Origin of the sequence: Cohnella sp. SGD-V74 (genome assembly GCF_003001675.1) — a bacterium.
Classification (GTDB): Bacteria; Bacillota; Bacilli; order Paenibacillales; family Paenibacillaceae; genus Cohnella.
Window position 1 is genome coordinate 254,240 of the sequence record NZ_PVYW01000007.1, and the last position, 13,257, is coordinate 267,496.

Genomic DNA, 13,257 nt, shown 5'->3' on the forward strand with positions numbered 1-13,257 from the left:
CCTTTATCATCGATTATCTTTCAGAGCAACTTGGCTGGCTTATGGGACAGCCTCGCTGACAGGGCTGGATTAAATGACTTCCCGCGCATCATTGTCCGGCAGTGTCGGGAACGAGGCGTGGGGCTCGGCCTGATACCAGAAGGCTGTCGAAGCGATATCGCTTTGCTGCGGCAAGTATCGCCCGCCCGAGCGCCATCCGAGGTCTTGAATGGTCACTCGCAGATCGCTCTCGAACCGAATCGGGTCCATGACATGCCAGCGGTACATGCCGAAGCGCGTCTGGCTTCGATACAATCCGTCCGGTCGAATCACCTGATGCATGCCTAGGTACGGCGTGGAATAGGTGCTGTACGTGCCCAGCGGCTGCTCCCAATTCCATGCGCCTCCGAAGTAATCCTCGGTTCCCGTTCCGCATATCGTCGGAAATTCCTTGTCTCCGTCCATGTAGAATTTGATTTCTCCTTCTCCCCACCAACCGGTGTTGTTCACCTGCCAGGCGAGATAGGTTCCGACATAATGGCCTTTGCCCGAGATGCCGTCGATAATCGTATAGACATCCTTGTACGGCACAGGGTTCGTGCGGCGCCACTGGGCGTGGAAATATGCCGCATCCTCAGGCACATCCGTCAACGTATAGTCGATCTGATAGTACAGTACGGCTTTCTCCGAAGATTTATTTTCCATCGTCAACTTGGCGGAGCGGCGAAAAGGCATCTGCCAGTAGCTGTTCATTCCCCCGGCTGGATTCACCGCAATCGGCAATGAATTGACATCGTTGCGCTCCTGCCAGCCATTGCAGAAGAAATCGCCGATCGGCACTTCAACGGAAGCTTCCTCTTCACCATCCCAGTAAATACGGAAGATCAAATTCCTCCAAAATGTCGGGAAGCACGTCATCCACATATGCTGGATCGCGCCGGGCCCTTGAATTTCTCCCATTGTAAACACAGCTCCAGGCTCGATTTCGACGGAAGGAGACACTTTCCAGCCAATACCCAGATCGCGCGCGCAGTTCGCCCCCGTTCCGTCCTTGGCCATTCCTCCTTTGCCTTTCTCGCCAGTGAAATTTTCAGGGCTGATCGATCTTGTCCTGGCGTCAGACAGACGCGCCAAATTGCCCAAGCCCATATTTAGTCCGTTAAAAAGATTCAAGAATCCCACTCCTAATTATGATAATAGTTGTGCAGTTGTGCTTGAGCTCATCCCTTGAGACCGGTCAGAGTGATTCCTTCTATAAAATACCTCTGACTGCTGATATAAGCGACCACAACCGGAAGGACAGAGATCATCGCAGCAGCCATTAGCAGGTGATACTTGGTCGTATATAGTCCTTGGAAGGAAGCCAGGCCGAGCGTGATCGTTTTAACGCTCTCCGTCTGGATGACCACAAGCGGCCACAGAAAATCATTCCATACTCCCATGAAGGTAAATATGAACAGAGAGGCGAGAGCCGGCTTCATTAACGGCAGCAGAATCCGCGAATAGATGCCGAAATACCCGCAGCCGTCTATCCGCGCCGCCTCGTCAAGCTGTCTCGGTATGGTCATGAAAAATTGGCGGAGCAAGAAGGTTCCGAAGGCGTTGCCGAAAAAACCGGGAACGATAAGCGCATAGTAGGTGTCGACCATTCCCAGCTTTCGCATAATCACAAACGTCGGAATCAAGGTCACCATCAGAGGCACCATCATCGTGCCCAAATACATGCTGAACAGCAGATCCTTGCCCTTAAAGCGCAAACGCGCGAACGAGTAGGCGGCCAACGAGCTGAACACCAGCGTGCCCGCAGTTACAGCAACCGCAACAAATAAGGAATTGAGCAGCATTCGGAGCAGCGGCACGGCCGTTAATACTTCTTGATAATTGCTGAAACTCCATTCCTTAGGAAACATACGGGGCGGCCATTGGAAAATTTCCTGCGGCGTCTTGAACGAGGTCAATGCCATCCACAGAAAAGGAAAGATGAACAGGATGCAACAGACGATCATAACGGCATGAATGAGAAGCGACTTCGCCTTCACGCGATTGCTCATTGTATAGGAGGTCATAGCTATCACCTAGTCCATCTCATAATTTACTTTGTTTCCGAAAAATTTCATCTGCAGCAGCGTAACTGCAAACAACATAATGAATACGACCCAAGCCAGAGCGGAGGCGTATCCCATCTCAAAGAACTTAAACCCATTCTGATAAACCCAGTAATAGATCACGCGCGTGGAGTCGCCGGGACCGCCGCTTGTTGTGGAGTAGATCAGGTCGAACACTTGGAAGGAACCGATGACTGACATGATCGACACGAAAAATAAAGAAGGCGTGATCAAGGGCAGGGTGATTCGTGTCATGCGTCTCCAGGCGCCGGCTCCGTCAATGGTTGCGGCTTCATACAGATGGGAGGGAACCCCCTTCAAGCCTGCAAGCAGAATAACCATATTGAAGCCCACGCTTTTCCATATCGAAATGGCCGACACCGAGAACAGGGCATATTTTTCATCCGACAACCAGCCTGCGCCTTGCAGATTCACGAGGCTGAGCACATAATTCAGAATGCCTAAATCAGTGTTCAGAATCCATCTCCAGATGACCGAAATAGAGATCATGGAGATGCCGACGGGCAGGAATATGGCTGCGCGATAGAGATTAACTCCCTTGATCGACTGATTCAGGAGCAGCGCGATAACAAAAGCCGCAGCAATTCCAAGAGGAATGGTCAATAAGGAAAACACGAACGTGTTTTTGAGAGACACCCAGAATTGCTGATCATGAACCATCTTGTCCGTAAAATTGCTCAAGCCCACCCACCGGGGAGCATTGATCAAATCCCAATCGGTGAAGCTCATCAGCAGAGAAGTGAAGATCGGAACAATTACAAAGACCAGCATTCCGAGCAGGTTGGGCGCGATGAATAAGTAGCCGTATGCAGATTCCGCCATACTCTTCTTCTTATTAGCCTTAGATTTTGACATGGCTGACTCCTTTGCGTTAAAAGCGTCAACTGGGGAACGGATCGTTCGCCCCCCAGCCCACTCCTTGCCTGTCTATTGGTTTAAGACTTTGTCGATTTCCGTCTTCGCTTTGCCGAGAGCATCCTCAACGCTGATCAGGTTGCGAAGCGCCGGATCGATCTCCCGCATAAAAATCTCATCGATGGTCTTGGACCATAGAGGATGGAACGGAAGACTCTTGGCATTGCTCAACTGATCGAAGAAGACTTGCACATGCTCCTGCGGCTCTCCTTCAAGCAGCCACTTCCCGGAGTTCGTTACCGACTTCAGCACGGGCATGCCCAGACCGGTCGAGGAGTTGATCTCCTGAGCCGTTTGCGAGACATAGAACTTGATGAACTCAAACGCTTCCTTCGGATGCTCCGTATTCTTTGGCATTGCCAGCGTGACAAAAAGCAGCGGCGAGGAGCTTTCCGTTTTCTGCGGGAACGGCACGACTCCCCATTTTCCGGCCAACGGCTCCAGAGAATACGAAACCCAGCGACCTCCGGATACCATGGCGGCTTTGCCGGCAAGAAACATGTCGACGGTGCTCATGCCCGTTCCCTGCAACCCGTCGGGTGTCGGGGATACGCCGCCGTCTTTATACATCAAGCTCTTGTACCAGTCCAGCGCTTCGCTGATTTTCGGATCGTCAAGCATCATCGATTTACCGTCATCGCTAAGCAGCTTGCCGCCATTCTTGTAGATCGAAGTCATCAGCGGCCCCCACCACAGATCCTGCGCGAATCCGTACTGCTTCGATTTGCTGTCGCCCTCCGAAGTCAGCGCCTTGGCGGCTTTGTCGAAGTCGTCCCAGGTCCAGTCGACGGCCGGATAAGGAACATTCGCTTTATCGAACAGCTCTTTGTTGTAGTAGATCATGTAAGGCGTCGCATCTTTAGGAAACGCCCACATGTGGCCGTCATTATACCCCATCGGGTCAAGCAGCGCCGGGAAGTAGTCGTTGAAGTCGATATTGTTCTCTTTTGCGAGCGGCAGCATATCCAGCAGCACGTTTTTTTTGACAAAGCTGCTGACTAGCGCCTCGCCAATATAGAAAACGTCAGGGGCATTGCCGCCGGCGATCTGGGTCAGGACGGACGCCGGGAAATCATTGGCGGAGCTGACGTGATCGAGAGTGACTTTAATGTTCGGATGCTCTTGTTCGAATGCGGCTTTGATTTTTTCCTGTACGAGCTTCTCGTCCGGGGTTCCCCAGAAGGCGAACCGGATATTCACTTCTTTCGTCTCCGAGGCATTGCTTCCCGTTGCCGATGAAGCTGCCGGCGATTTGGAATCGTTCGAGTTGCCGCATGCGGTTGTTAGAAGCAGCGATAGAATAAGCGAAAGCGAAACGGTTGTTTTTCTCATGGATGTACCTCCCTTTTATTTGTACCAAGCGATAATGAGCATACGTAAACTTGTCTGAGCACCCCCTTCATTCTTGAAGTAAAAAATCAATTTTACTTTACCGGTAAAACCATACTATCACAGCATGTTAGCGATTACAATCCCTTTCTCTATGAAAAAACTTCAAAATTCGATATGGAAATTAAGAAAAAAAGGATTGTTCAATTGTAATTGTTTGTAGTATCTTAAATGTATCTTTACCGGTAAAATTAGTTAAGGAGGAATTACAATGACCAACTCCTCAATTCGGGCGACCTTCCTCGTTATGGTAATGATCGTTTTGCTTCTGTCGAGTTTTCAGATGCCGCAGAATGTCTCGGCTGCTGTTAGCACTGTCTATTCCAACAGCGGCGGAACAATAACGTTGTCCAACACGTTAATCGAACTAAAATGGAAAACAACGAACGGTACGCTGATCGGACTTAAGAACAAAACCACCGGCACGCAGCATTTGGGCGGTACATTGGCCGGCAACTGGACGTTATTCGCGAATACGACGACGGACAACAAGTGGAACGCCTCGCTGGGAACGATGTTCAAAGGCCGCGACGCTGTGCTCAGCAGCGTTAACGCCACCACGTTAAGCAACGGCATCCGGGTCGATCTGGCCTTCCACGGGGTCGGCGGAAAAAACATATCCGTTGTGCAGCACGTTACCGTCTACGATAATGATCCGGTTTCACATTGGACAACGGAAGTGGCCAATAACGAACCGAACTCTACCGTTACGGCGGTAGTCAGTCCTCAGCTCACCGGAGTGCAAGCGCTTTCCGGAGAGTCGCTGATGTGGCCCTATAAAGAAGGGGAAATTTTCAGCAATCCCGGCACGTTCCTGCGCATGATGCAATATCCCGTCCCCGCTTCTATGCAGTGGATGAATCTGTACAATAACAATGAGGGCTTATATTATGCGGTGCTGGACACGACCGCTGCGTATAAGGAGTTTCGCTTCGGCTACGATGCCGGATTAGACCCTTCGGCCGGCTCGCCCAGACAGATGTCCGCCACCGTATGGCCGTTCGCCGAGACGAATGACAGCTATATTTCTCCGCAAGTCGACATTGGCGTAGCGAGCGAAGGGAGCTGGTATTGGGGCGCCGATCGCTATCGGGATTGGCTGATCCATACGGCTCAATGGGAGAAGGGCAAGCCGACCAAAGCCATGGAACTGGACGCATGGTATATGGGCAATGTCAAAGCGTATAACGGTTCGATTAACCTGAATTACAGTGATTTGCCCGGTTATATTCAGAATGTCGATTCCAAGGGCATTCATAATCTGGAGGTAACGGGGTGGCATGTCGACGGCTTTGACAGCTATTATCCCGATTATTACACCCTGTCGGCGGCCGGCGGGGATACCGGATTGGAGGATGCGGTCGCCGACATTCATGCCAACGGGGACAATATCTTCTTCTACATTAACAACCACATTGCGGATATCGGCAGCGACTGGTACGCCAGCAATGCCGGGGTCGCCAATTTGCAGAAGGTCGACGGGACTTATTTCCCGGAGAGCTACGGGAACGGAAGAAGCTTTTACGCGATGTCGCCCCATTCCTCGGCATGGATTAACCAATTGAAGGATAGAGCCAACTTTTTGCGCGATATTGGCGCAGACGGCATCTGGTGGGATCAGATGGCCGAAATGGACGCGGTGCTGGATTACAACTCTGCCGCCGGTCATTCATCGCCCGCCACTTCTTTTTCGGAAGGCTACAAGCTGATGATGGATACGATTCATTGGGACTTCAGCAATCACGGCGCCAATACCGATTACGTGTTTGCGATGGAGGGAGTAAACGACTATTACAGCTTATTTGCAGACATGAACGGAATGATGTGGGGCAGGTCTCTCGGGTACGTGCCGCAGCAAGCTCCGCAGGTAACGCGTTATACGATCCCGGCGAAATTCCTCGGCTTGCCGACGTCCGGCAAAGCCAGCGGCAGTCTCGACGAATACGCCTGGGCGTTCACGATGGGCAATCCGCTGCTGATCGACACGGCGACGCCGAATGCCAATGTGTTCCCGCGCTATACCGATATTTACAAGAGCGAGCCGACCATTTATTTTTACGGTACGTACAAAGACGAGCGGGGACTATCGCTGTCTAACTCAAATATCAAGGGGACAACAATTGTAGGTGAAAATCAGGACAGGCTGGGCATTCAATTGCGTAATTTAAGCTCTGTCTCCCAGACGGTCACCGTGACGTTGGATTACGCTAAGCTCGGACTGTCGGGCAGCGCTGTGAGCTCGGTTGTCAACATCGAAGGCGGAGCCGCCGTTGCCTACACGACAAGCACTAATTCCGTATCCTTCACAATCACGATTCCGGCGAATGATGTGAAAGCTCTCAAGGTATCGTTCTGACAAGTGAAGAGGGGCTGTCCCATAAGCGCGACAAGTTGCTGTGAAAGATAATCGATACGAAAGGTAAAAAGAGGTATGTACCTCCTGTAGATGCCTCATACGCTCCTGAAATCACCTTGTCACGGGTTTACCCATTCAGATTTCAGGAGCGTATAGCATCGGAAGGAGGTACATACCCCTTCTTTTTTTTATCGATCATCTTAAGTTGCTTGGCTTATGGGACAGCCCCTTTATCGTATTCACTTGCTATTTGCGCGATGAATCCGTTAATGCCGCGGCGGATTCCCGGATGACCAACTCGGGCTTAAGGCGGATTTTCACATATTCCGATTGCGGGAGGATTCCTTCTATTTTGTCCAGCAAGACTTGACATGCCTTTCTGCCCATCTCCTGAATCGGGGTAGCTACCGTAGTTAACGGAGGGTCGATGACGGAGCCCAGATAGACGCCTTCATAGCCGACGACGGAGATATCGTCGGGGATGGTCAGCCCGAGTCTCTTGACTGCAATGTAGATGAAGGAGGCCAGAATATCGTTGCAGGCGAACAAGGCTGTCGGGCGATTCGGACCTGTCAGAATGTCGATAAACGTCTGGTTGTTCTCCAGAATCTCGGACGCGACAAATTCGTTGGAAGAGAACAGATTGAAGGAGATCAGATTGTTTTCCTTGTAAGGGAGCTCTCGGTCGCGAAGCGCTTGAATATACCCCATTTTGCGTTCTTTGACCTCGGACGATTGCTCCAGATAGCTGTCGTAGACGAAGGCGATGTCCTTGTGCCCCAGATCGATCAAATATTCCGTCATGGCGTACGCGCCGTTGTAGTCGTCGCACACGACGTAGTCGCTGTCCAGAGTTTCGAAATATTTGGTGTACAGCACGAACGGCACACCTTGCTTCTGAAGGGCGGCATAGGTTGAGGGCTCGCCGCAATGAAAAATAAGAAAGCCTTCCGTCTGCATGCGAGTAAACTTCTCTATCATTGCGCGTTCCAGCTCCAAATCGCGTTCCAACGGTACCATAGACACGATATATCCCCGCTTCAAGGCATAGGGAATAACGCCTTTGACAAATTGGTGCTGGTAATCGTCGTGCAGGAATCCGCCGATCATAATGGTCAGATTGTACGACTTTCCGTGAATCAGTCCTTTGGCCATATGGTTTGGCGTATAGTCGAGTTCTGCTGCAATTTGCCTGATTTTCTGCTGCATGGCTGCGCTAATGGATGAATCCGCCCGCAAGGCTAACGATACGGTCATCTTCGAAACCCCGGCAACCTTCGCTATATCAGTGAGTGTTACACGCTTCTTAATGGATAACGCCTCCGAACTTTATCGGTAAATTCTCTTGTAAGTAATAGTATATCCAAACTCGACTCTAACGTCTAATCGGATCTCCGACGACGCAAAATACAAACTAACGAAGAGCGGTATCGGTCCTGCCTCCGCTTTTCAAAAACTCCCCATCTGTGGTATGAATAGTACATTCGGGGGTGCCTCTATGAAACTGCGGGTGAACGGCAAGGCCAAATGGTATGTTTACCAGAAAATCGTCATGATATTTATCGTGTTTCTCGTGCCTCTTATCATCCTGAATATATGGGTTAATTACCGGGGAATGTCTTTCTCGAAAAATACGATTTTGGATTCCGCGGCTGCAAGCGCTTCCTTCTATGCCGAGCAATTGGACAAGGAGATGTACTTCATTCGCAACCAGCAATTGCGCTTGCTTAACGAGCAGGAGCTGCAGAAGCTTAGCTTCCGCGGAGGGAAGCTGGAGAAGTACGAGGAGGTTGAACTGATCGAGCAGGTGAGAACCGGCCTGATGCCGGTGGCAGACAGGAGCGAATACGTCGTCAACGCCGGCGTCTATGTCGCTTCCATCGGCAAAACCATTTCCGGCGCGAGCGGCGTGACGGACATTCCCAATCCGGAATACGAGCTGGTCTCCTTACTGCTGAAGCAAACGCCCAAGCCGTCGTTCTATCAGGCGGGAGACCGGCTCTTCTTCATCGAAACGGAGAACAACGCGGAGATCTGGTCCTACATCGAAATTTCCAAAGCGAAGCTGGCAGAGGAGCTGCGCCAGATCGTTTCCCTGTACCGGGAATCCGAAGTGTTCTTGGGAAGTCCGGAGCTGGGCAGCGTACTGTCCACTGCGCAGGACGACAAATCCTCCAAACGGGAGTCGCTTCTCATACGGGACGACGAGGCGGTCACCGGCGACAACAGTCCCGAATCGCGAAATGTGGACGGCACCCGGTACTTCGTGGCGCATCAGCCGGTCAGCTCGCTCAAGCTGTCTCTGACGATGTACGTGAACCAGAACGAGTTGACCCGTCCGCTGAGTCAATTCAATTTGTCGTTCTACATTTTGTTCGGCATCGTCGTCCTCATTTTGGTGCTGTATTCCTTCTCGATCCACGTCATGATCCACAGGCCGTTGTCCAACCTCGTCAAAGCGTTCCGCATGATCGAGACGGACAATCTGGACCTGGTCATCGAATCCAAGACGAAGGACGAATTCCATTATCTGTTTCAGAGCTTCAACCGGATGGTGACCCGTCTCCAGCGTTCGATCAAGGACAACTACGAGAAGAAGATCGCATTGCAGCGCTCGGAGCTGAAGCAGCTCCAATCGCAGATCAATCCTCACTTTCTCTACAACAGCTTCTTCAACATCTACATGCTGTGCAAGGTCGACGACTCCGAGAGCGCAGCCGAGCTGTCCCAACGGCTCGGAAGCTATTACCAATACATCACGAGAAGCGGCTCGGACGAAGTGCTGCTGGAGAAAGAGTACAAGCATGCGCTCGATTACTGCGAAATTCAATGTATCCGCTTCTCCAACCGCATCTCTTACGTCTATGACGAAATTCCGGATTCGCTGCAAGGCGTTCACGTCCCCAGGCTGATCATCCAGCCGATCGTCGAGAACGTATTCGACCACGCCTTCGAAGACGGAGCGGAAGACGGGATGGTGTATATCGGCGTCGCGCATGAAGACGGACGCGTGCGAATCGTCGTGGAGGATAACGGCCTGCTGCTGACGGACGCCCGTCTGGAGCAGCTGCGGGAGGGACTGTCGTGGAAGTCCAGGAAGGACGAAACGACCGGACTGATCAACGTCCATAACCGTCTGGCGTTAAAATACGGCGCGCGCAGCGGCTTGTTCTTATCCCGAAGCGCATACGGAGGACTCAAGGTCGAGATGGTCGTGGATTTGACAAAGAAAGGGGACTGATCGCTCATGTACCGGATGCTTATCGTAGATGACGAGCCGATTATCGTCAACGGATTAATCCAATTGTTCCAGAACAACGCCGAGTTCGAGCTGGATATATGCAAGGCCTATTCTTCCGCGGAAGCGCTGGAGATCGCGAAGAGGACGAAGCTGGACATTCTGGTCAGCGACATTCGCATGCCCCGCAAGACCGGTCTGCAGCTCGTCGACGAGATCGTCTATTATTGGCCGGCGTGCCGGATCATCTTCCTGACCGGCTACAGCGAATTCGAATACGTGTATGAGGCGCTTCGCAAAAACGTCGACAGCTACATTCTGAAGACGGAAGGAATGGACCCGATCTTCGAGGCGGTGAAGCAGGCGATCCGGAAGCTGGAGGAAGAGAACCGGCGGCGGTTGGAGAGCGAGAGGGCGCAGCTTCATCTGCATCTGGCGGAGCCGTACTTGAAGATGGAGATGATGGCGGAGCTGCTGAGCGGCAGACCGCTGACGGAGCTGACGTCGAGCGAGCGCTATGCCGATCTGAATTTTGCCGTATCCGCCGATCGTCCCGCTTATCTGGTGACCGGGTGGGTGGAACGAGCCGAGCCTCCGAAGCGCAAGAAGCTGCAAGCAGTGCAGCGTATTTTCGAACAGCTGCTGCCCTCCTCCTTGGCCTGCGAGCAGACGATTCACGAGGAGGAAGCGCCGGTGTGGCTGCTGCAGCCGGACGCGGAATTGTCGGCCAGGTTCGGCGGAGCTGACGCGGACGTTAAAGACGAGAAGGCAGTCGAAGAGGGGGTCGTCGCATATGTGAAGGGCATTCTGGAGCAGGTGCAGAACGAATGCGAAGCGGCATTGGAAGCAACCGTATCCTTCGGCATCTCCGGCAACGTGGCGGACGGCTGGGAGGCGGTGCATCCGAAGCTGGAGGCGATGCTGTCCGGAATTCGCGACAGAGCCCGGTTCGGGCATGCGCTGGCCATTGTCGATTTCGGCAAAGCCGAAGCGCCGGCTTGGAGCGCCGGCATGGGAGAGGACAAGGAGCAAGAGGAGCAGAAGCGCTGGCTGATCGAGCAGATTCACAAGTACGTGCAGGACAATCTGAGCGGAGACTTGTCGCTGACGACGATCGCGGGCGAGGTGCATTTTAACCCGTCTTATCTGTCCCGTTATTACAAGCAGGCGACGGGCCGCAATCTGCTCGATTTCATCCAATCGACCCGATTAAACGCAGCCATCGACCTGATGCTCCACACTTCGCTGAAACTAAATGACATTGCCGTCCGCACGGGCTTCGACTCCAACTCCTACTTCACGACCTTTTTCAAGAAAATGACCGGAATGTCGCCGATGCAGTATCGAAATTCGCATAGGTAAAAAATACGAAACGATTGTAAACGATTCGAAATTGCGAGCGTTTTCCCGCCGCGCCTATAATGAATTCATGGAGCTCCTAAGACTGGCAAACGATCATATAGGGGGAAGCTTGCACATGAAATGGCGTAGATCCTGGAATCTGATCCTCTCGTTCTCTCTCGTACTTTCGTTGATGGCGGCATGTTCGAGCAAAGAAGGGAACAAAGAAGGCTCGTCCCCATCTCCGTCGGCGTCCGTATCTCCTTCGGCCTCTTCGGAAGACGGCGGAGAGAGCGCCGAAGCCGAAAAGCCGGACCCGCTCGGCAAATATCCGGAGACGGTGACGGTGACCGAGGTCATCGGTTACAATCCGCCCGAGGATCCAAGAACGCCGTCAGGGATGACGCCCGATCAGAACGCTTACCTGAAAGACTTGAAAGAAATGACGAACATCGAAGTCAAGTTCAAGTGGATGGTGCCGAACAGCCAATACGAGCAGAAGTTCTCGCTGGCGCTCGCGTCGGGCGACTTGCCGGACATTATGGAGCTTGACCAGAAAAACTTCGAGAAGCTGAAAAATCAAAACATGCTGGGGGATTTGACGGAAGCTTACGAGCAATACGCTTCCCCGGATCTCCGGAAGTATATGGAGTCGGACGGCGGCTTCGCGATGAAGACGTTCAGCGTCGACGGCAAGCAGCTTGCGATTCCGGCATTCGAGGACCCGTTCCTGTCTACGCAGATTTTGTGGATTCGCAAAGACTGGCTCGACACGCTGGGCTTGCAGCCTCCGACGACGATGGCGGAGCTGGACAAGGTTGCCGAAGCCTTCGTTACGCAGGACCCGGATCGCAACGGCCAGAATGACACGTATGGCGTGTCTCTCCAGAAAGAGTTGTTTTTCTGGGGCTTCGATCTTAGAGGCTTCTTCAACGGATTCGGAGCGTATCCGTCCGTTGGCGACAAGCAGTCGGCCTGGATCAAGGGCGGCGACGGCAAGCTGGTTCCCGGTCTGATTCAGCCGGAAATGAAGGACGGGCTGGCGATGCTGCAATCCTGGTATCAGCGCGGCATCATCAACAAGGAGTTTGCGCTTAAGGACGAAAACAAAGTTGTCGAGGATATCGTTGCAGGCAAGGTGGGCATCTCCTACGGAGAATGGTGGTACCCGAACTGGCCGCTTAACTCCCACGTGGATAAAGATCCGAAGGCGGAATGGATCGCGCTGCAAATTCCGGGCCTGGACGGACCGGGCAAATCGCTAGTGCCGAAGCTTCGCGCCGGCAAAGTGTTCGCGGTGAGCAAAAACATGAAGCACCCTGAAGCAGCGATCAAAATGCTGAACTTCTACATCGAGATGGGCTACAAGAAGTACAAGGACGACGAGAAGGCGGCAAAAGGTTACGTCTACAACTGGTTCAATCCGCGGATTTATAATCCGGCCGATATCGACAACATCTATACCGAAGTCAACAAGGCGCTGGATGCGGGTCAAACCGAGATTACGCTGGAAGACGAGAACTTCAGCAACGTCGACTCCGTGTTCAGAGCGACGAAGGAATACTTGGCCAAGGATACATCCCGTCAATCGTTGGGCATCAGTTGGGGGCAGTATTACAGCCGCGCCGCCAAAGACGGAGGCTGGGGCACAACGAAGAAGGTTAAGGAAAGCAATGCGTTCGTCAACAACGAATTCTACGGCCTGCCTACGGAGACGATCGTCAGCAAGGGCGGTCAGCTCGACAAGCTGATGCAGGAATCGTTCACCAAGATTATTATGGGCGCATCGCTCGATGAATTCGACAAATTCGTCTCCAGTTGGAAGTCGCTGGGCGGCGACAAGATTATTGAAGAAGTCAACGCGTGGTACGATACGCAAGCCGTGAAATAAGCGGTACGAGGAGGCGGGAGGC

The 13,257-nt window shown here is 52.5% G+C and carries 9 protein-coding genes; 4 read left to right on the forward strand and 5 right to left on the reverse strand.

Annotated features, from left to right (window positions below; all coding sequences use genetic code 11):
• Positions 1-69: 69 nt before the first annotated feature.
• From B0G52_RS13295 to B0G52_RS13310, 4 genes are all read right to left on the reverse strand, one after another.
• The gene (locus B0G52_RS13295; protein ID WP_094044963.1) at positions 70-1,152 is read right to left on the reverse strand and encodes a glycoside hydrolase family 172 protein; all 1,083 of its coding nucleotides are present in this window, start codon (positions 1,150-1,152) and stop codon (positions 70-72) included.
• A gap of 47 nt (positions 1,153-1,199) precedes the next feature.
• On the reverse strand, positions 1,200-2,045 hold the full coding sequence (locus tag B0G52_RS13300) for a carbohydrate ABC transporter permease (RefSeq protein ID WP_094044965.1): 846 nt from the start codon (positions 2,043-2,045) through the stop codon (positions 1,200-1,202).
• A gap of 9 nt (positions 2,046-2,054) precedes the next feature.
• Positions 2,055-2,960, reverse strand: a complete 906-nt coding sequence (locus B0G52_RS13305) for a carbohydrate ABC transporter permease (protein ID WP_094044967.1) — start codon at positions 2,958-2,960, stop codon at positions 2,055-2,057.
• Between the two features lie 72 nt (positions 2,961-3,032).
• Complete coding sequence (locus B0G52_RS13310; protein WP_094044969.1) at positions 3,033-4,352, reverse strand: ABC transporter substrate-binding protein; 1,320 nt, start codon at positions 4,350-4,352, stop codon at positions 3,033-3,035.
• Between the two features lie 268 nt (positions 4,353-4,620).
• Between B0G52_RS13310 and B0G52_RS13315 the strand changes: the two genes are divergently transcribed.
• Positions 4,621-6,765 (forward strand): DUF6259 domain-containing protein, encoded by a 2,145-nt coding sequence (locus B0G52_RS13315; protein ID WP_094044971.1) that lies wholly within the window; start codon positions 4,621-4,623, stop codon positions 6,763-6,765.
• A 246-nt stretch (positions 6,766-7,011) separates the two neighbouring features.
• Here the strand turns inward: B0G52_RS13315 and B0G52_RS13320 are convergent, their stop codons facing one another.
• Positions 7,012-8,076: a LacI family DNA-binding transcriptional regulator gene (locus tag B0G52_RS13320; protein ID WP_369827055.1), complete on the reverse strand. Its 1,065-nt coding sequence runs from the start codon at positions 8,074-8,076 to the stop codon at positions 7,012-7,014.
• Positions 8,077-8,263: 187 nt separating this feature from the next.
• On the opposite strand from B0G52_RS13320, the gene B0G52_RS13325 reads away from it, so the two are divergent.
• The 3 genes from B0G52_RS13325 to B0G52_RS13335 all read left to right on the forward strand — a co-directional run bounded on the left by B0G52_RS13325 (position 8,264) and on the right by B0G52_RS13335 (position 13,235).
• Entirely contained in the window at positions 8,264-10,006 is a 1,743-nt protein-coding gene (locus B0G52_RS13325) for a sensor histidine kinase (RefSeq protein ID WP_094044975.1), read from the forward strand.
• Between the two features lie 6 nt (positions 10,007-10,012).
• Positions 10,013-11,365, forward strand: coding sequence for a response regulator transcription factor (locus tag B0G52_RS13330; RefSeq protein WP_094044977.1), 1,353 nt, complete (start codon positions 10,013-10,015; stop codon positions 11,363-11,365).
• A gap of 115 nt (positions 11,366-11,480) precedes the next feature.
• Complete coding sequence (locus B0G52_RS13335; RefSeq protein ID WP_094044979.1) at positions 11,481-13,235, forward strand: extracellular solute-binding protein; 1,755 nt, start codon at positions 11,481-11,483, stop codon at positions 13,233-13,235.
• Positions 13,236-13,257 lie beyond the last annotated feature (22 nt).